The 18349-nt window shown below is 75.5% G+C and carries 16 protein-coding genes; 6 read left to right on the top strand and 10 right to left on the bottom strand.

The features are described 5' to 3' along the window. Nucleotides 1–59: 59 nt before the first annotated feature. Genes M8C11_RS11690 through M8C11_RS11680 form a run of 3 tightly spaced genes read right to left on the bottom strand, consistent with a single transcriptional unit; the run spans nucleotide 60 to nucleotide 4925 of the window. A complete protein-coding gene (locus tag M8C11_RS11690; RefSeq protein ID WP_252449555.1) occupies nucleotides 60–923 on the bottom strand; it encodes a DUF3152 domain-containing protein in 864 nt (287 codons plus the stop codon). A 5-nt stretch (nucleotides 924–928) separates the two neighbouring features. Next, the gene (locus M8C11_RS11685; protein WP_252449554.1) at nucleotides 929–2008 is read right to left on the bottom strand and encodes an alpha/beta fold hydrolase; all 1080 of its coding nucleotides are present in this window, start codon (nucleotides 2006–2008) and stop codon (nucleotides 929–931) included. 40 nt (nucleotides 2009–2048) lie between these two features. After that, nucleotides 2049–4925 (bottom strand): hypothetical protein, encoded by a 2877-nt coding sequence (locus M8C11_RS11680; RefSeq protein ID WP_252449553.1) that lies wholly within the window; start codon nucleotides 4923–4925, stop codon nucleotides 2049–2051. A 149-nt stretch (nucleotides 4926–5074) separates the two neighbouring features. Between M8C11_RS11680 and M8C11_RS11675 the strand changes: the two genes are divergently transcribed. Next, nucleotides 5075–5713 (top strand): TetR/AcrR family transcriptional regulator, encoded by a 639-nt coding sequence (locus M8C11_RS11675; protein ID WP_013288691.1) that lies wholly within the window; start codon nucleotides 5075–5077, stop codon nucleotides 5711–5713. A gap of 65 nt (nucleotides 5714–5778) precedes the next feature. Beyond that, the gene (locus M8C11_RS11670) at nucleotides 5779–6006 is read left to right on the top strand and encodes a DUF3107 domain-containing protein (protein WP_013288692.1); all 228 of its coding nucleotides are present in this window, start codon (nucleotides 5779–5781) and stop codon (nucleotides 6004–6006) included. 45 nt (nucleotides 6007–6051) lie between these two features. Here the strand turns inward: M8C11_RS11670 and M8C11_RS11665 are convergent, their stop codons facing one another. Beyond that, nucleotides 6052–6708 (bottom strand): ferritin-like fold-containing protein, encoded by a 657-nt coding sequence (locus M8C11_RS11665; protein ID WP_252449552.1) that lies wholly within the window; start codon nucleotides 6706–6708, stop codon nucleotides 6052–6054. 282 nt (nucleotides 6709–6990) lie between these two features. On the opposite strand from M8C11_RS11665, the gene M8C11_RS11660 reads away from it, so the two are divergent. Both M8C11_RS11660 and M8C11_RS11655 read left to right on the top strand, forming a co-directional pair. Next, the gene (locus tag M8C11_RS11660) at nucleotides 6991–8661 is read left to right on the top strand and encodes a DEAD/DEAH box helicase (RefSeq protein ID WP_252449551.1); all 1671 of its coding nucleotides are present in this window, start codon (nucleotides 6991–6993) and stop codon (nucleotides 8659–8661) included. Between the two features lie 211 nt (nucleotides 8662–8872). Continuing rightward, the gene (locus tag M8C11_RS11655; protein WP_252449550.1) at nucleotides 8873–10021 is read left to right on the top strand and encodes an SAM-dependent methyltransferase; all 1149 of its coding nucleotides are present in this window, start codon (nucleotides 8873–8875) and stop codon (nucleotides 10019–10021) included. 12 nt (nucleotides 10022–10033) lie between these two features. Here the strand turns inward: M8C11_RS11655 and M8C11_RS11650 are convergent, their stop codons facing one another. Next, nucleotides 10034–10465, bottom strand: coding sequence for a hypothetical protein (locus M8C11_RS11650; protein WP_252449549.1), 432 nt, complete (start codon nucleotides 10463–10465; stop codon nucleotides 10034–10036). A gap of 192 nt (nucleotides 10466–10657) precedes the next feature. On the opposite strand from M8C11_RS11650, the gene M8C11_RS11645 reads away from it, so the two are divergent. Continuing rightward, a complete protein-coding gene (locus M8C11_RS11645; protein ID WP_026268433.1) occupies nucleotides 10658–11077 on the top strand; it encodes a helix-turn-helix transcriptional regulator in 420 nt (139 codons plus the stop codon). Between the two features lie 25 nt (nucleotides 11078–11102). Here the strand turns inward: M8C11_RS11645 and M8C11_RS11640 are convergent, their stop codons facing one another. The 4 genes from M8C11_RS11640 to M8C11_RS11625 all read right to left on the bottom strand — a co-directional run bounded on the left by M8C11_RS11640 (nucleotide 11103) and on the right by M8C11_RS11625 (nucleotide 16479). Beyond that, nucleotides 11103–12173 carry a hypothetical protein gene (locus tag M8C11_RS11640; protein ID WP_252449548.1) on the bottom strand — a complete coding sequence of 357 codons (1071 nt, stop codon included), beginning with the start codon at nucleotides 12171–12173 and terminating at the stop codon, nucleotides 11103–11105. Beyond that, nucleotides 12166–12396 carry a heavy-metal-associated domain-containing protein gene (locus M8C11_RS11635; protein ID WP_120573033.1) on the bottom strand — a complete coding sequence of 77 codons (231 nt, stop codon included), beginning with the start codon at nucleotides 12394–12396 and terminating at the stop codon, nucleotides 12166–12168. Before M8C11_RS11635 ends, M8C11_RS11640 begins: the two co-directional genes overlap by 8 nt. Nucleotides 12397–12505: 109 nt before the next feature. Beyond that, nucleotides 12506–14626 (bottom strand): RecQ family ATP-dependent DNA helicase, encoded by a 2121-nt coding sequence (locus tag M8C11_RS11630; RefSeq protein WP_252449547.1) that lies wholly within the window; start codon nucleotides 14624–14626, stop codon nucleotides 12506–12508. Then, nucleotides 14623–16479 carry a BTAD domain-containing putative transcriptional regulator gene (locus tag M8C11_RS11625; RefSeq protein WP_252449546.1) on the bottom strand — a complete coding sequence of 619 codons (1857 nt, stop codon included), beginning with the start codon at nucleotides 16477–16479 and terminating at the stop codon, nucleotides 14623–14625. The genes M8C11_RS11630 and M8C11_RS11625 overlap by 4 nt, the downstream gene beginning before the upstream one ends. A gap of 165 nt (nucleotides 16480–16644) precedes the next feature. Here M8C11_RS11625 and M8C11_RS11620 point away from each other — a divergent pair, with 165 nt between their 5' ends. Next, nucleotides 16645–17445, top strand: coding sequence for a hypothetical protein (locus M8C11_RS11620; RefSeq protein WP_252449545.1), 801 nt, complete (start codon nucleotides 16645–16647; stop codon nucleotides 17443–17445). Nucleotides 17446–17502: 57 nt separating this feature from the next. On the opposite strand, the gene M8C11_RS11615 is transcribed toward M8C11_RS11620, so the two are convergent. Next, on the bottom strand, nucleotides 17503–18255 hold the full coding sequence (locus tag M8C11_RS11615) for an SDR family NAD(P)-dependent oxidoreductase (RefSeq protein WP_252449544.1): 753 nt from the start codon (nucleotides 18253–18255) through the stop codon (nucleotides 17503–17505). Nucleotides 18256–18349: the final 94 nt, after the last annotated feature.

Below are 18349 nucleotides of genomic sequence, written 5' to 3'. Positions count from 1 at the left end.
ACTCGGGCATTTAGCTGCTTTTGCCGCCTATGCCGCGAATGTTCTTCACAAACCGGTGCTCAGAGAGCCGGCCCGGTGTACCGCTTCCCACCCACGTAGGGCCACGGGTTCGGCCGGCAGCCCTTGAGGAACAGCGTCTGCTGCTGCATCACCGGCGCCGCCCGGCCCGCGCCCGGGCACCCCTCGTGCCGGTGCCCGAGCTGGTGGCCCACCTCGTGGTTGACCACGTAGAGCCGGTAGTCGTCCAGCGGCATCCCGGCGGCGACCAGGTGCGGCGCCGAGGTCCGCCACCGGGCCAGGTTGATCACCACCTTGCCCGGCACCCGGCACGACGTGTACGGCACACCGCCCACCCGGATGTCGATCCCGCCCGCCCCGCACAGCCGCCCCGCCGTGTCGCGGGTGGCCAGGTAGATCGTGAAGTCGTACCGGTCGCCCGGACCGACCCGCTGCAACCGCAGCTTGCCGCCGTCGACCCAGCTGCCCGGGCCGGCCAGTGCCCGCTGCACCGCCTCGCCGAAGGCGGGGACCTCCTCGCCGGAGCCGTTCTCCACCGCCACCCGGTAGCGGCGCAGCGTCCCCGAGCGGCCGAGCACACCGCCGGTCCGCTCGTCGTACGCGAAGGTGCCCCGGCCCTTCGCCGGCCCCGGGCCGGACAGCGTCAGCACCGGCGCGGCCGGCGAGCTGGGCGTCACCGGAGGCGGCGGCGAGACGCTCGGCGTGGACGGCGCCTGCGTGAGGGCCGGGGGCTGGGCGACGAACCCGTCGGTGATCCGGGTCCCCGCGCCCGCCGACGGCAGTTGCACCGCCACGCCGACACCGACCGCGGCGGCGGCGACGAAGGCGCAGACCACGAGCGCGGTGCGCCAGTGACGGAACGAGGAACGGGAGCGGGCGGCACGAGGACGGCGGGAGCTGGGCATCCGGCTCAGCCTGCCATGTCACGCTCCGTTCCGCTCTCCCCCGTTCCGGCCACCAGCGCCGTGGCCTGTGCATTCTCCCGTTCCGGCCGCCCGGCACCCGGCGCGTCGCCCGACGACACGCCCGCGCCCGCCGCCTGCTCCGGCTCCGCCTCGGCGAGCAGCCCCAGCACCGCCCGCGCCACGGTCCGGGGCACCTCCAGCTGGGCCACGTGCCCGACGCCGTCGAGCATCAGCAGTCGGCTGTCCGGGATGACCCGGGCCGCCTGCGGCGCCACCCGCACGTCGACCAGCCGGTCCTGCCGCCCGCCCACCACGAGCGTGGGCGCGCGTACCGCAGCCGCCTGCCGCCAGAGCGCGCCCTCCCCCGGCAGGTACGAACGCAGGAAGCTGCCGACCAGGCCCCGGAACGTCCGCACGTACGCGGCGGCGTAGTGGGCCGCCTCGTACCGGACCCGGATCTCGTCGATCGCCTCCTGCCGGCGCTGCTTGCTGATCCGGGTCAGGTCCGCCACGCACGCCTCCATCACCTGCTGCGCGGTCACCTCCGGACTGAACTGGGCCAGCCGCCAGGCGGCCAGCCGTTCGCCCCGGGGGATCGCCAGCAGCGGGAGCATCCGCCCCTGCAACGAGCGCCGGAAGTCCAGGAACGGCAGGGCGGGCGAGACCAGTGTGAGCGTGCGGACCAGGTCGGGGCGCAGCGCCGCCACCCGGACCGAGATCGCACCGCCGAGCGAGTTGCCGAACAGGTGCACCGGCCCCCGGTCGCTGTGCTCGATCCAGCGGATCACCCGCTCGGCGAAGGCCGGGATGGTGTAGCGCGGCCCCGGCTCGCTGCGCCCGAACCCGGGCAGGTCGATCGCCTGGCCGTCGAGCCGGTCGGCGAGCAGACCGGCCAGGTCGGTCCAGTTCTGCGCCGACCCGCCGAGGCCGTGCACGTACAGCGCGGGCTCCGCGCCGGGGCCGGTGGCCGGTGTGTCGCGGACGTGCACGAGCGTGCCGTCGAGGCGTACGTGCCGGCCCGGCCAGGGCGGCGGGACGTGGTGCGCGGGAAGGCTGTGCTCCGGCCAGAGTGCGGCACGTTTCATGTTTCCAGTCTCCCCCGCACGGGCCGCACCGCACACCGGCTCAGGAGAGCAGCGCCTCCAGCCGCCGGTTCACCGCCGCGAGCGTGGCCCGCACGACCGCCTGCCGGGGATCCCCGGCCACCAGTGCCGAACCGGCCAGCTGCTCCACCCAGCCGTCGCAGACCAGCAGCACCACCACCGTCGCGACCTCGCAGTTGCCGAACGGCACCACCGCGGCGTGCTCCACGAAGCACCGGCCCCGCTCACCGGCCGGGACGACCCGGCCGAGCAGTTCGTCCACCGCGGCGGCCGCGGCCACCGCGCAGAGCCGCAGCACGTACCCGTCGACAGCCGGGCCGGTCGCGTGCCCCTCGGCCGTCCGGTCGCCCGCGACCAGGCGGACCTCGGTGGTGGCGTCCAGGCCGAACGTGCTCACCAGGACGTGCTCGATCACCACCCGGGGCCCCGGCACGCCGCCGGTGTCCAGCGGTCGCGACGGCGCGGTCTCCGTCGTGGTCATCTGCCCACCGGAGTACGACGTACCGAGCGTGACCGGGCTGCCGGTGGACATGCCGGTCGGCGCGGCGGCCAGCGACGTCTCGTCCACCGCGGCCCGGCCCCGGTGGGTGGCCTGCCGGCGGCGGCGCGGCGGCTCGTCGCCGTCGCCGGGCGCCTCGGCCGGGCGCGTGGCGCGGTCGGCGCCGAACCTTGCGTCGCCGGAACGGTTGGCGGCCGGCCGTGCCACGGCGGTACGCGCCGGCGTCTCCTCGCCGGCCGCCTCGTCACCGGTACGGGCCTCGCCCGGCTCGGGCTGTCCGGCGGCACCGGTCTCGCCCGTGCGGGCCGGGCCCGGCGCCGGCTGCGCGCCGGGCGCCCGGGTCTCGCCCGCGCGCGTCTCACCGGAGCGGTCCAGCCGGGCCGACCGGCGGCGCAGCGGAGCCGGCGGCGGCACGGCGGGCGCGCCGGGCAGGTTCTGCGGCGCGGCGGCCAGGCCCATCCGCTCCTGGAGCAGCCGGGCCACCAGGCGGCTCACCTCGGCCGGGTCCGCGCCGTCGGCCAGGTCGAGCCGGAGGCTGTGCGCGCCGGCCGGGGTACGGCGCAGCGCGGCGTCGCGTACGCCCGCCACCTCGCGGACCGCGTCGAGGATCGCGTTGACGTCGAAGCCCTCCGGCCGCTCCCGCAGCGGCGCGGGTTCGTCGTCGCGGCGCAGGTGGGTGGCGATGCGGGCGAGTTCGGGGGTCTCGGCGGACGGTTCCACTGCCGGTGGCTCCGGCACGACTGGCACGTCCGGTTCCGAGGGGACGCGCTGCGGCAGCACGGGGGACGGTTCCTCCGGTCGGGGCTCGGCGACCGCGTCGGCGGCCGGCACCGGTTCCGGTGCGGACCGGCGGGCCGCGTAGGGAGGGGCGCTCGTCGGGTGGGGGGCGGGTGCGCGGTCGAGACGTGGTGCGCCGCCCTGGGCGGGAACGCCCGAGGTCGGCGGCACGACGGCAGCCGCGTCGGCGGGCGGGGCCGGGGCGTACCCACCGGCCGGGGCGGGCGGGGCGCTGGACACCGGCGGCGCGCCGGGCGCGGGCGGGGCACTCGTCGGCGGGGGACCCGGGGGCGTGATCAGCGGGGCGACCGGCACCGGCGGCCCGGCCCAGGAGGGCCGCTCGTAGCCGTGCGGTGGTTCGGCGTCGCCCCGGGGGAGGCGGAACGGGCGGGTCGGCTCGGGCGCCGGCTCCGGCGCGGCCGGGGGCTCGTACCGGCGCGCCGGCTCCGGCCCGGCAGCCGGCTCGTACTGCCGGGGCGCCTCGGACTCGGCGGACGGCGGGTACTGCCGCGTCGCCTCCGGTCCGGGGGCCGGCTCGGCGCGCAGCGGCTCGTACGGCCGTACCGCCTCGGGCCGGGGTGGCTCGTAGGCGGCGGGCGGCTCGACGCGGGCCGGCTCGTACGGCCGCACCGGCTCGTGCGCCCACTCGGCCGCGCGGTCCTCGCGGGCGGTGCGGTGGGCGGCGCTGTCGTCCTCCCACTCGCGCCGCTCGGCGGCGGGCTCCTCGGCGCGGCGGGCGGGTGGCTCCTCCGGGCCTCGGACCGGCGGCTCCTCGGCCCGGCGGGCCGGCGGCTCGTCGGTGCGGGCCCACGGTGGGGCCCAGCCGTCACCCCAGCTCGGGCGGTTCCAGGACGGCCCCGACCAGTCCGGCTCACCGGCCCTCGGGTCGTCGGCCGCCGGGATCTCGGCCGCGGCCCGCGGCTCGGCGGCGGCGGCCCGGCCCTCGGGCGGGTGGACCTCGCCCGGTGCGTGCTCCGGCCGGTTCGCGGCCGGCTGGGTGACGGGCCGGTCCGCCCAGCCCCGGGACAGCGACGGGGTGGACTCGGTGTTCGGCGCGTGGAAGCCCGGCGGCACCTCGAAACCGGAGGCGGCGGCGCCGACCGGCGGGACCTGGAGCGCCGGGGGCGCGGAGGTCGGCCCGCTCTCGGCCCAGCGCGGCGCCCGGACGGCCGGGTCGTCGGCGGCGTGCCGGGAACCGGCGTCCCCCGGGTCGGTCGGCTGCTCGATCGTCGGCGCCGGGCGCGGGGCCGGTACGGCCAGCCGTTCGCCGTCGGTGGGCCGGGGCGGCTCGTCCGCGGGCGGGGCACTGACCGGCGCCTGGCGGGTCACTGGCGACTCCTCCCCGGCGTGGTGCACGCCGTTGACGTGGCGGCCGTTGACGCGCCCCGGTTCCGGCGCGGAGTGGCCGGGCAGCGGGGCCGGCAGGTCGCCGTGCCGGGGCGAGGAGGCGGCCCAGCCGCCGAGGTCGCCGTAGGGCCAGCCGCCGGGCGCCGGAGCGCTGCGGGACCAGCCGTTCGGCGGGGGCGCCCAACCGCCGCCGGTACGGGCCGGTTCGTCCTGCTGGCCCGTCCCGTCGCCGTGCTCTCCCGGGGTGGCGGCTCCGGGTTGCCCTGTTTCACTCACCGCGCGCTCCTTGGTCGCCCCCGCTGAGGCTACCGTGTGGTGACAGTGGCGATAAGTTACAGCGGCGGGCCAATTCCGCGACGGGTTCACGAACCCGGACCGGTTCGGGTGATACGTGCCGGCTCGTACGCAGATACTCGGAGGATCCGATGACCGCAGTGGGGAACGGTGCACAGACCGCCGGTCGGCCCACCCGCCTGCCCCGCTCGGCGCGCCGTAAGCAGCTGCTCGCCGCCGCTCAGGAGGTGTTCGTCGCGCAGGGCTACCACGCCGCCGCGATGGACGACATCGCCGAGCGGGCGGGTGTCTCCAAGCCGGTGCTCTACCAGCACTTCCCCGGGAAGATGGAGCTCTACCTCGCGCTGCTGGACACGCACTGTGACGCGATAGTGGCCAACGTGCAGGACGCGATGAGCGGCACCAACGACAACAAGGAGCGCGTCGGCGCCGCGGTGCGCGCGTACTTCGACTTCGTCGACCACGAGAGCGAGGCGTTCCGGCTGGTCTTCGAGTCGGACCTGCGCAACGACCCGGCGGTGCGGCAGCGGGTGGAGCGGGTCGAGCAGGGCTGCATCGCGGCCATCACCGACACGATCATCTCGGACACCGGGGTCAGCCGCTCGCACGCCGAACTGCTCGCCTCGGGTCTGGTCGGCGCCGCCGAGACCGCCGCCCAGTTCTGGCTCGCCGGCGGCCGCCAGGTGCCCAAGGCGGAGGCCGAAGCGCTGGTCGCGGCCCTGTCCTGGCGCGGCATCGCCAGCTTCCCGCTGCAAGGTGAGTCAGCCTGAACATCGGGCCGCCGGATCGGATAGCCTTCCCACGGTGGCTTTTTCGCCCCAGTTGAGGAGGCACAGTGGAGGTCAAGATCGGCGTGCAGTACGCGCCGCGGGAGCTGGTCCTGGAGAGCGCGCAGTCGCCGGCCGAGATCGAGCAGATCGTGACCGACGCCTTCGCCAAGAGTGAGGGCACCCTCTCCCTGACCGACGAGAAGGGCCGGCGCGTGATCGTGCCGGTCGGCAAGGTCGCCTACGTCGAGATCGCCGAGGCGTCGCCTCGCGCGGTCGGGTTCACCGTTCGCTGATTCCCGCGGCACCGGCCGCCGTGGCGGGCCTCCCGCCACGGCGGCTCAGTTGTTCAACCCGACAGCCGTCATGCGCGCGGCGTGCGCCTCGGTCAGCCGGCGCAGCAGCCCCGGCACGTCCCCGCCGGTCCGCCCGATCAACGCGACGAGCGCGCCCCGGTCGGCGGCGGCCACCCGGCCCGCCTGGGACAGCGCCTCCCCGAGCAGCCGCCGCGCCCACATCGACAGCCGCCCGGCGGCCCGGGGATCGGCCTCGATCGCGGCCCGGATCTCGGCGCCGGCGAACTCGGCGTACCGGGAGTCGTGCAGCACGTCGAGCAGCAGTGTCCGGTCCGGCCCGGCCAGGCCGTCGGCGATCCCGCGCAGGAAGTCGTCGGTGATCGCGTCCCCCACGTACGCCTTCGTCACCGCCTCCGCCCAGTCCCGCGGCTCGGTCGAGTCGTGGTAGGCCCGCAGCGCCTCGACGTAGGGGGCCATCGCCTCCTCCGGGGTGACGCCCCGGGCGGCGAGCCGGTCGGTGAGCCACCGGTAGTGCGCGATCTCGGCGGCGGCCATCTCGCTGAGCGCGGCGCGGCGGCGCAGGTCGGGTGCGAGGCGCGCGTCGGCGGCGAGGCGGTCGAACGCGAGCAGCTCGCCGTAGGCGACGAGCCCGAACAGGTCGGTCGCGGCAGGGTCGGGGACGGCGGGGTCGGGGACGGACACGAGCGCAGGCTACCGGCGCCATCCCTGTGACTCAAGTCACAACGAACCGCCCCGCGTGCACGGCCACCACCTGGGAATCGGGACGCCTCAGGGGCCGTTCAGGTAGGATGAGACAGTTGCCGTGGGCACCGAATCGGTCACTTGCTGATCAACGCCGGTCCCCGACGCGCGTGCGGCCCGGTCCGGCTCGGCGAAATCGCCCCTGACCGCGTGGCCCGCGCCACACCGATCGCGCCCTGAGGACCTGAGGGGCGCACCACGAGAGGGCACCCCCAAATCCATATGAGCGAGCAGATTTCCGGCCAGCCACTGGCCCCCACCGCTCCGGTCCCCCCGGAGGCACCCACGTTCGCCGCGCTCGGCGCGCGGCAGGAAACCGTCGAGGCGCTGGCCGCCGCCGGCATCACCCGCGCCTTCGCCATCCAGGAGTACGCGCTGCCGATCGCGCTGCGCGGCGTCGACCTGATCGGGCAGGCGCCGACCGGAACCGGCAAGACGCTCGGCTTCGGCATCCCGCTGCTGGAGCGGGTGTTCGCCCCGTCCGAGGGCAGCGACGGCGTCCCGCAGGCGCTCGTCGTCGTACCCACCCGTGAGCTGGGCATCCAGGTCGCCAAGGACCTCGACGCCGCGGGCCGCACCCGGGGCGTCCGGGTGCTGCCGATCTACGGCGGCGTGGCCTACGAGCCGCAGATCGAGGCGCTGCGCAAGGGCGTCGAGATCCTGGTCGGCACCCCGGGCCGCCTGCTGGACCTGCAGAAGCAGAAGCACCTGCGGCTCGACCGGGTCCGCGCGCTCGTCCTCGACGAGGCCGACCGCATGCTCGACCTGGGCTTCCTGGACGACGTCGAGAAGATCCTGGCGATGCTGCCGGAGGACCGGCAGACCATGCTGTTCTCGGCCACCATGCCGGACCCGATCGTCGCGCTGTCCCGGCGCTTCCTGCGCCGCCCGGTGACGATCCACGCCGGGCACACCGCCGAGACCGGTCCGTCGCCGCAGACCAAGCAGCTCGCGTACCGCACGCACTCGCTGAACAAGGTCGAGATCGTGGCGCGCATCCTCCAGGCCGAGGGCCGTGGGCTGACCATGATCTTCACCCGCACCAAGCGGGCCGCCGACCGGGTCGCCGAGGATCTCGACTTCCGCGGCTTCGCCGTCGCCGCCGTGCACGGTGACCTCGGTCAGGGCGCGCGCGAGCGGGCGCTGCGGGCGTTCCGCGCCGGCAAGATCGACACGCTGGTCGCCACCGACGTGGCGGCGCGGGGCATCGACGTCACGGGCGTCACGCACGTGATCAACTACGACTGCCCCGAGGACCAGGACACCTACACCCACCGCATCGGCCGTACCGGCCGGGCCGGGGCCACGGGTTCCGCGGTGACGTTCGTCGACTGGGACGACATGCCCCGCTGGCGGATCATCGACAAGACGCTCGGGCTGGACATGCCCGAGCCGCCGGAGACGTACCACACCTCCGCGCACCTCTACACGGACCTGGCCATCCCGACGGACGTCAGCGGCACGCTGCCGACCGCCGAGCGCACCCGCGCCGGTCTGTCCGCCGAGGTCGAGGAGGACCTCGGCGGCGGCGGCCGGTCGCGCCGGGGTGCGCGGCGCGGTGACAGCCGGGGCCGCGAGCGTGGCGACCGCGACCGCGGCGACCGCGGTCGGGGCCGGGGCGGCGACGGCGGTTCGTCCGCCGGTTCGCCCGCCGCGCAGGCCGACGCCGGGGACGACGAGACCCCGCGTACGCCGCGTCGCCGGCGTCGTCGCCGGGCCGGTGAGACGGTGGCCGGTGAGCCGACCGCGGTGATCGGCACCGAGGGCGCGGCCGAGACCGCCGCCGCACCGCAGCCCACGGAGGGCGAGGCCGCGAGCGCCAAGCCCCGTCGCCGTCGCCGTCGCCGCAGCGGCAGCACCGGCGCACCCGCCGAGGCCACCAACGCCGACTGACCGACACCAACGGAAACGGCCTCCCGGACCCCGGTCCCGGAGGCCGTCCCCATCCCCGCCCCCTCCCCTCCCCGCCCCTCCCCTCATCGCGTCGATCATGAAGTTGGCGGCGCGACACGCCGTGTCCGGGTGCCGCCAACTTCATGATCGACGGGGTCGGGGTCGGAGCGGGCGAGTGGGAGCGCGGGGAGAGCAGGAGAGGTAGGTACTGATGCCGGAAGCGTTGGACTCGGCGCTGGCCGAGGTGCGGGCGTTGCTGCTCGCGCCGGGGCTGACCCGCGCGGTCGCCGCCGGGCGCCGCCGTGGGCAGCGTCCCTCGGTGGTACGCGCGGAGCTGCGCCCGGTCACGCTGAAGGCCGGTCCCCGGTTGCAGATCGCCGTCTCCGACGGATCACGGCCGCACACCCGCAACGTGGCACCGGGTACGGAGGCCGGCGCGGCGGTCGACGAACTGCTCGCCGAGCCGTTCGGCAACTGGCACGTCGAGACCGCCGACGCCACGCTCCAGCTCCGGGTCACCAAGTCCGGCGAGGCGCAGGTGCACCGCGCGGCCGCCAGCCGTCCGGCCGCCGAGCCGGGCGGGCACGACCGGTCCAAGGAGTGGCTGCTCGATCCCGGCGATCCCCTGTTCCGGGAGATCGGCGGCTCGGCGGCCAAGCGCCGGCAGGTCGACGCGTTCCTGCGGGCGCTCGCGGCCACGCTGCCCGACGACCTCACCGGCCCGCTGCGGGTGGTGGACCTGGGCTGCGGCAACGCGTACCTGACCTTCGCCGCCTACCGCTACCTGGTCCAGCGCGGCCTGGACGTGACGCTCGTCGGGGTCGACGTCCGCGAGGACCAGCGCCGCCGCAACACCGAGCTGGCCGAGCGGCTGGGCTGGGCCGACCGGGTCGGGTTCGTGGCCGGCACCATCGCCGAGGCGCCCGTCGAACCGGCGCCCGACCTGGTGCTGGCGCTGCACGCCTGCGACACCGCGACCGACGAGGCGCTGGCCCGGGCGGTGCGCTGGGACGCCCGCTGGGTGCTCGCCGCGCCCTGCTGCCACCACGACCTGGCCGCCCAGCTCCGGGCCGGTCAGGCGCCCGCGCCGTACGAGCTGCTGACCCGGCAGGGCATCCTGCGGGAGCGGTTCGCCGACGTGCTCACCGACTCGCTGCGGGCCGCGCTGCTGCGCCTGCACGGCTACCGCGCCGAGGTGGTGGAGTTCGTCGACTCCCAGCACACGCCGCGCAACCTGCTCATCCGGGCACGCCGGACGGCGGGTGCGCCGTCCGGCGCGCAGCGCGCGGAGTATCGCGAGCTGGTCGGCCAGTGGGGTGTCACGCCCCGGCTGGAGACGTTGCTGGCCGAGGCGCGCTGAGCCGCGGCGGTCCTACCGCCCCCGGTCGCCCCGGTTGCGGTCGCCCCGGTCCAGCACCGACACCCGCTCACCGGCGCTCCGGTGCGGCGGCCACTCGCCGTCGTGCGACGCGCTCGGGAACGGCACCACCTTCCCGGACTGCTCGGCGTTCCCGGCGGCGGCGAAGGCGTTCCACGAGATGTCCACGAGCATCCGCTTCAGCTCGGCGTGCCGGACCGCGGCGTTGCGCTGCAACGCCATCCGCGCTCCCAGCACCACCGAGGCCAGCGTCGTGCAGATCGCGCCGGTCGCGGCGATCAGGTGTACGCCGGTCGCATCGCCACCGCGTACCGCCAGCACCAGCAGCCAGATCCAGAAGCCGAGCGCGAACACCGCGGCCTTGGCTACGAAGAAGAGGCTCACCGCCCCGGGGCGATGCGGTACGGGACGGTCCGGCTCGGCCATGCTGTTCCTCCATCGACTCCCAGGGTTTCCTCAGCCTATTACCCGAAGCGCATTGCCCGAAGCACGCTTCCGTAGTTGTCGGGTCTCGCCGACGGGACCTCCGGACCGATCAGTCAGTTACTTCTCCGGTCCGGCGTACTAGGCTCGGTGCGCGAGCCGGGCCACCGGAGGAAGGGGACAGATCCACCAGGGATGGGTTCCGCAGACGTTTCGCCACAGATGGCCTTCGCGCGCTTCGTACGCCGGGCCATCGACGCCGCGCGCGAGGAGCGCGGCTGGACGGTGACCGACCTCGCCACCCACACCGGTGTCGGCCGCTCCACGGTGTTCCGCTGGCTGGCCGGAGACTGGCAGGACTATCCCGAGCTCGCGAAGGTCCGCGGCTTCTGCGCCGCCCTCGACCTGCCCGTGGCGGCCGCGTTCCGCGCGCTGGGCCTGCCCGACGCCGGGCCGGTGCCCCGCCGCCGGGGCGCCGAGGACGGCCCGGTGGAGGCCGACGTGCGGGTCATCCTGGATCGGCTCGCCGACCCGAACGTGCCCGCCGAGGAGAAGCACCACATCCGCGATCTGCTCCGCTACCTGGCCCGCCGCCCGGTCCGCCGGGCCGGCTGACCTCCCGGCCGCCGACGCCCGCGACTCAGGCCACGGTCAGCGTGAACTCGGCGGTCCGCACCACGCCGCCGACCTGGAAGTCCAGGAACATCCGGTAGCTGCCCGGCCCCGGCGCGGTCAGCCAGAACGTCACGTCGTCGCCGTCGCGCACCGGCTCCGGGTGCACGTGCAGGTAGCCGAGGTCGCCCTCACGCAACGCCACCAGATGCCCGTACGCCCCGAGGTACGGCTCCAGCGCCGCCGCCGCGCCGTCCGCGCCGGTGACCCGGAACCGCAGCGGCACCGACTTCCCCACCTCCGGCGTGCCGGCGTACCCGACGGTGAACCCGTCGACAGTGGCCGACGTGGCGGCGGCGGGCAGCGGCCGGGGCCGGTACGCGCCGGACGCGGTCAGGTCGGCGCCGAGCACCACGGCGACCTGGCGCCCGTCGTCGGCCACCGCCGTGAAGTCCGCGTACATCCGCCAGGGGCCGGCCTCCGGCGCCGTGATCGGCACCGACCAGGTGCCGTCGGCGGCCATCGTCGGGTGCAGGTGCCGATAGCCGCTGAGGTCACGCCGGACCATGATCACGTGCATCGGCTTGTCGTGCACGACGGCGAACCGGGTGACCGCCCGGCGCTGGTCGTCGCGGATCTGGAAGCGCAGCTCACCGGCGCGGCCCGCGACCAGCTCGGTCGACGGCACGAGCGTGTAGCCGGCCGAGGTGATCGACAGTCCGGTCGCGCCGTCGCCGCCGCCCTGGGTGACCGTGGCGCCGTCGTGCGTGTGCGCGCCGGTCCCGGGTGAGTGGGCGTGCGCGCCACCGTCGGCGCCGCCCGTGGCGACCCCGCCGGCCGTCGCGCTGCCGGGCCGGGCCGGGTCGGCCGGCGCGTTCATCCGCCCGAGGCCGAAGCCGAGCAGGACGGCGAGCACCAGGCCGCCCACCACCAGGGCCAGCCGCAACGTCTCCCGGTCCACCACGGCGGGTCCGGCCGCAGCCGCCCCGGCCGAGCCACCCGCGCCGTCCCCGGACCGCGTCGCGGGGGCGTCGGAGCCGGCCTCGGAGTCGTCGGGGACGACGCCGGTGCCGGACGTGACCGACGACGACTCAGGCACCGCCGCCGACCAGCTCGTAACCCGCCTCGTCCACGGCGGCACGCACGGACTCGTCGGACAGCGGCGCCGCGCTGGTGACAGTGGCGGTGCCGCTGGTCAGATCGATGCGGACCTCGTCGACACCGGGCAGCGCGGACAGCTCCTCGGTCACCGCCTTGACGCAGTGTTCGCAGGTCATCCCGGTCACGGTGTACGTCTGGACGACGGGTCGCTGCTCGGTCATGGCCCCACGGTACCGCCGCCCGGGCACGGGCCAGACGACGGTCCGCCGACGGTGGTGACGCTCGCATTCCGCCCGGCCCGGGAACTTTCCGCGCAGGCCGGGGGACGGGTCAACCGGCCACCGCGAGTGCCAGCGGCAGCACGTCCGGCGCGCCGGCCCGGCGCAGCAGCCGTGCCACCATGGCCATCGTCCAGCCCGAGTCGACCAGGTCGTCCACCAGCAGCACCGGCCCGTCCAACCCCGGCAGCGCGCCGGCCAGCTCGTCCGGCAGGTGGAAGGCGTCGTGCAGCGCGCGTACCCGCTGGGCGCTGTTGCCCCGCGGTCCGCCGGCCCCGGCCGGGCCGGTGGGGTCGACCCGGCCGAGCAGCGGCAGCCGGCCCACGGCGGCGATCCGCTCGGCCAGCGAGCCGACGAGCAGCGGTCGCGTCCGGGAGCCGACCGCCACCACGCCCACCGGCCGCCGGGGCCACGGGTCGTCGCCGTGCGCCCACGCCTTCAGCACCTCGACCACGGCGGCCACCACGTCGTCGGGCACCGGGCCGTCCGGCGCCTCCGGCCCGACCAGCCCGCGCAGCCGCCCGCCCCACCCCAGGTCGGACAGGCGCCCCACGGCCCGGCCGGGCAGCGTCTGCTCCGCCGGGGGGATGCGGCCCTTCAGGGGTACGCCGACCGCCTCCAACCCGGTGGGCCAGAGCTTCTTGGGCGGGATCGGCACGCCGGGGCGCCCGAGGAACGTCTGCGCGGCGGTCAGCGCCTGCTCGGAGACGGCGGCGTCGAACAGCGGGCCGGCGCAGTTGTCGCACCGGCCGCAGTCGGCCGCCCCGCTGTCGTCCAGCCCTTCCCGCAGGTAGCGCATCCGGCAGGCGGACGTCGAGGCGTACTCCCGCATGGCCCGCTGCTCGGCGGCGCGCGCGTCGGCGACGCGCCGCAACCGGGCCTCGTCGTAGACCCAGGGCTCGCCGGTGGCGAGCCAGCCGCCGCGCACCCGGCGGACCGCGCCGTCCACGTCCAGCACCTTGAGCATCAGCTCCAGCCGGGCGCGGCGCAGGTCGACCACCGGCTCCAGGGCCTGGGTGGAGATCGGCCGTTCGGTGTCCAGCGCGGCGAGCACGGCGCGGACCTGTTCCTCGGGCGGGAAGGCGAGCGAGGCGAAGTACCGCCAGATGGCCGCGTCCTCGACGCCGGGCAGCAGCAGCACCTCGGCGTGCTCGACGGCCCGGCCCGCGCGGCCGACCTGCTGGTAGTAGGCGATCGGCGAGGGCGGCGCGCCCAGGTGCACGACGAAGCCGAGGTCGGGCTTGTCGAAGCCCATGCCGAGGGCGCTGGTGGCGACCAGGGCCTTGATCTTGTTGTCCAGCAGGTCCTGCTCGGCGGCCCGCCGGTCGGCGTCCTCGGCCTGCCCGGTGTAGGAGGCGACCGACCAGCCCCGGCCGCGCAGGAAGTCGGCCGTCTCGGTGGCCGCCGCGACGGTGAGCGTGTAGACGATCCCCGAGCCGGGGAGCCGGTCCAGGTGGTCGGCCAGCCAGGCCAGGCGGTGGGCCGGGCTCGGCAGATCGAGTACGCCGAGGCGCAGCGACTCGCGGTCCAGCGTGCCGCGCAGCACCAGCGCGTCACCGAGCTGCTCCGCCACGTCCTGGGTGACCCGGGCGTTGGCGGTGGCGGTGGTGGCCAGCACCGGCGTGCGCTCGGGCAGGTTGGCCAGGAACGTGCGCAGCCGCCGGTAGTCGGGGCGGAAGTCGTGCCCCCAGTCGGAGACGCAGTGCGCCTCGTCCACCACGAGCAGCCCGGTGGTGGCGGCGAGCTTCGGCAGCACCCCGTCGCGGAAGTCGGGGTTGTTCAGGCGCTCCGGGCTGATCAGCAGCACGTCGACCGCACCGGCGTGGATCTCGGCGGTGATCTCGTCCCACTCGTCCAGGTTCGCCGAGTTGATCGTGCGTGCCCGGATGCCGGCGCGGGCGGCGGACTCGACCTGGTTGCGCATCAGCGCCAGCAGCGGCGAGACGATCACCGTCGGCCCGTGCTGGTTTCCCTCGCGCAGCAGCGCGGTGGCCACGAAGTAGACGGCCGACTTGCCCCAGCCGGTGCGCTGCACGCAGAGCACCCGCCGCCGGTCGACCACGAGCGCCTCGATGGCCCGCCACTGGTCCTCGCGCAGCCGGGCGTGGTCACCCGCCAGCCGCCGCAGCACCGCCTCGGCGCGTTCCCGCACGGCCGTCCGATCCTGGCTCATCCGGCATTTCTACCAGGGACGGCCGACGCTGCCGGCGGACCGGGCGACGAGCTGGGCGGCGGACCGGGCGCCGGGGCGGGCGGCAGGAAGATCAACAGCTCGCGCAACGAGTCCGTCGCCGCCGCCGGCAGCAGGCACCGCGAGGCCAGTTCCTCCATCGACGTGTACGGGCCGCGCATCCGCCGGTCGACCACCACGTGCTGCGCCTGCGACCGGGTCAGTCCGGGCAGCCCGGCGATCACGTGGTCCGGCACCGAGTTGACGTCCACCAGTCCGCCGTCGTCGTACGCCCGGGGCAGATCGGGTCGCCCGATGCGCAGGTCGTCCCGCGCCGACGGGTACTGGTAGAGCAGGTAACGGGCGTACTCCCGGCGCAGCCGGTTGCGGTCGGCGTACGGCCGCCCACGCCAGAGGCCCCGCAGCCAGGCGAGCAGCCGGCCGTTGAGCAGCACCACGTGCGGGACGCCCGCCGCCCAGGTGGTCAGCCAGATCACCATCAGGGTGGCCTCGGGCGCGCTGACCTCCTCGGTCTCGCTGCTGCCGATGACCACCACGAACGTCACGGCCACGGTCAGGTAGTAGACCGCGGCGAGGACGCTCCCCCAGCCCCGGCGCCAGACCCCGTAGAGCAGCACCACCAGCCAGGTGAGCATGCCGAACGAGAACAGGGCGACGAGCGCGCCGCCCACCGTCGCGACGACGCTCAACCAGCCGGGCACACCGGACGGACGCCTGGACGGCGGCACGGCGCCGATCAGCGGCGCGACCGGGGGCGACACCCAGGGCGGCAGGCCCGCCGGCGGATCACCCGGGCCGGCCGGCGGCGGGAACGGACCGCCCGGCTGCGCCGAGACGGTGAACTGGACCGGAACGGTGAGCTGGGCCGAGACCGGGGGCGGGGCGGTGGGCGGAGGCGGGGCAGCCGCCGGATTCACGGGCAGCGGCCGGGCCGATGCCTCGGCCGGGTTCGTGGGCGGCGGCTGGGCCGGCGCTTCGGCAGGGGATTCGACGGCGGCCGGAATCGGCTCCGGGTCGCCCGCCCAACTCCCGCCCGCCCCGGCCCGTTCCGGACGCGCCTGCGGCAGGAGGTCCGGATCGGCGCGCAGGATCCGCCGGTGCAGATCCTGGAGCGCCCCGCCCGGCTCGATGCCGTACTCGTCGCGGAGCAGCCCCGCGTAGTCACGGTAGGCGGCCAGCGCCTCGGCCTGCCGTCCACTGCGGTGCAGCGCCAGCATGAGCTGGTGACGCAGCCGTTCCCGGACCGGGAACTCGGCGACCAGCTCGACCAGCCGGCCGACCAGCTCGCCGTGCCGGCCGTCGGCCAGCTCCAGTTCGGTACGCGTCTCCAGCGCGACCGCGCGCAGCTCCACCAGCCGGTGCCGGGCCGTGTCGAAGTACGCGCCGGCGAACCCGGTGAACGGCTCCCCCTGCCACAGCTCCAGCGCGGCGCTCACCTCGGCCAGCGCCTCCGCCGTACGCCCGGCCGCCTGCGCCGCCCGCGCCCGCCGCACACCGCGCTCGAAGCGCGCCACGTCCACCGCCTCCGGCGGCACGCGCAGCAGGTATCCGGCGTCGGTGAGGGTGAGCACCCGGGCCGGCGTACGCGGTGACCGGTCGGGTTCCAGCATCCGGCGCAGACCGGCCACGTGCTTCTGCACCACGTTGAGGCCGTTCACCGGCGCCTCGTCCGGCCAGACCGCCTCGACGATCTGCCCGGTCGGCACGGGACGGCCCACGGCGAGCAGCAGCACGGCCAGCACGGCCCGCTGCTTGGCCGGGCCCAGATCGAGTGGTCGGCCGGCGTACCAGGCCCGCTGCGGGCCGAGGAGTTCGAAGCGCAGCGCCTCTGACATGCGAGTTTCCGCCCCCGTACCGACTGCCTTCGCCCACCGTGGCCGACGGCAGTCGGACGGCAGCATATCGGCAGCGAGGCCGCCGTGACGGCTGCCGATACTTACCCGGCAACAATCACCTGGGAAAGTGAGTCGAACACCATGACGCAGCGATTCGGATCCGTCGTGAGCCTCCGGCGGACCGCGGCCCTCGCGACGGCCGTGCTGGCCACCGCCGTCCTGTCCGCGGGGTGCGGGACCGGGGACGCCACCGAGGGCACCGGGCCCGCGCCCAGCCCGTCGGCCGACCCCAAGGCCGCGCTGCTGGCCGCCGTGCCGGACGAGAAGGACCCGGCCTTCCGGTTCACCACGATCGAGGGCGCGGACAAGTTCGACGGGGTGGTCGACCCGGCGGCGCGCGGCCTCGAGCTGTCCATGTCGGAGAAGAGCAAGGACCCGGAGTTCACCATGGGGATGACCTTCCGCGTGATCGAGGAGGACATCTGGATGCGGGTCAAGATCACCGGCATGGCCGGCCTGCAGGACATGATGAAGCTGCCCAAGCGCTGGATGCTCCTGGACCGCACCAAGCTCGACGACGCCTCCGACGTGCCGGTCTACCAGAACGCCGACCCGGCCAACATGGCCGCCGTCATCCGGACCGCGGAGACGGTCGAGGACCGGGGCGACGGCACGTACGCCGGCTTCGCCGACCTGACCGCGAACGCCGACATCCGCGAGAGCTTCACCACAGTGGACGTGGCCGCGCTCGGTGACGCGGCGAAGAAGGTGCCGTTCACCGCTGTGGTCGGGCCGGACGGGAACCTCACCTCGCTGACCCTGGAGCTGCCGGCCTCAGGCAAGCAGAAGGCGATGAAGCTGGTCGCCAAGTACTACGACTTCGGCAAGGCGCCGAAGCTCACCGCGCCGACGGGCGCGCAGGTGCAGAAGGCGCCGGCGTCGGCGTACGAGATGCTCAACGGCTGACCACGACGTACGCGCGAGGGGCGGTGGCCGCACGGGGGGCCACCGCCCTTCCGCGTGTCAGCGGCCGAGCACGGAGCCGCCGTTGACGCCGAGCACCTGCCCGGTGACGTACCCGGCGGACGGGCCGACCAGGTAGCGCACGGCGGCCGCGATGTCGTCCGGCACACCGGCCCGGCCGACGAGCGTGGCGGCGACCCGCTTGGCGTGTCCCTCCGGCGTCATCCGGTCGCCGAAGAACTCGGTCTCGGCGACGTAGCCGGGGCTGACCACGTTCACGGTGATCTGTTCCGGACCGAGCTGGGCGGCCAGGTCGTACGCCCAGCCGTGCAGCGCGGCCTTCGCGGCCGAGTACGGCCCGGCGCCACCGCGCTGCGCGGCGATCGAGCTGAGCAGGACCACCCGGCCGCCGGGACGGCGCAGGGCGGGCAGGAGCGCCTCGGTGAGCAGGACGGCGGTCAGCACGTTCGCGTCCAGGTTGGCCCGCCACCAGTCCGCCACCCCGCCGAGCGAGTCGGTCGACCCGCCGAGGTAGCCGCCGGCGTTGTTGACCACGGCGTCCACGGCCCGTTCCCCGACGGCGTCCACCACCGCCCCGACCTGCCCCGGATCGGTCAGGTCAGCGGCGACGGCAGTGACCGCCCCGTCCCGCCCGCTCTCGGCACGGATCCGCCGCGCCGCCGATTCGAGCACGTCGACGCGCCGCCCGACGACGAGAACGTCGAGCCCGTCGGTGACGAGCCCACGCGCCACCGCAGCCCCGATCCCGGTCCCACCCCCACTGACGACCGCCAGCCGCCGCAGCTCCCCCATGACGTCTCCCTCCCAGCATCCCGTTCCCGCGTCCCCACCCCGGCCCTGTCCCGGGCGATCATGAAGTTAGCGCCATCGGACACGGCGTGTCGCG

The sequence above is a fragment of the Micromonospora sp. CPM1 genome (genome assembly GCF_023896895.1).
GTDB lineage: Bacteria > Actinomycetota > Actinomycetes > Mycobacteriales > Micromonosporaceae > Micromonospora > Micromonospora tulbaghiae.
The sequence above is the reverse complement of the archived record's forward strand: the minus strand, read 5'-3'. Positions and strand labels throughout refer to the sequence as shown.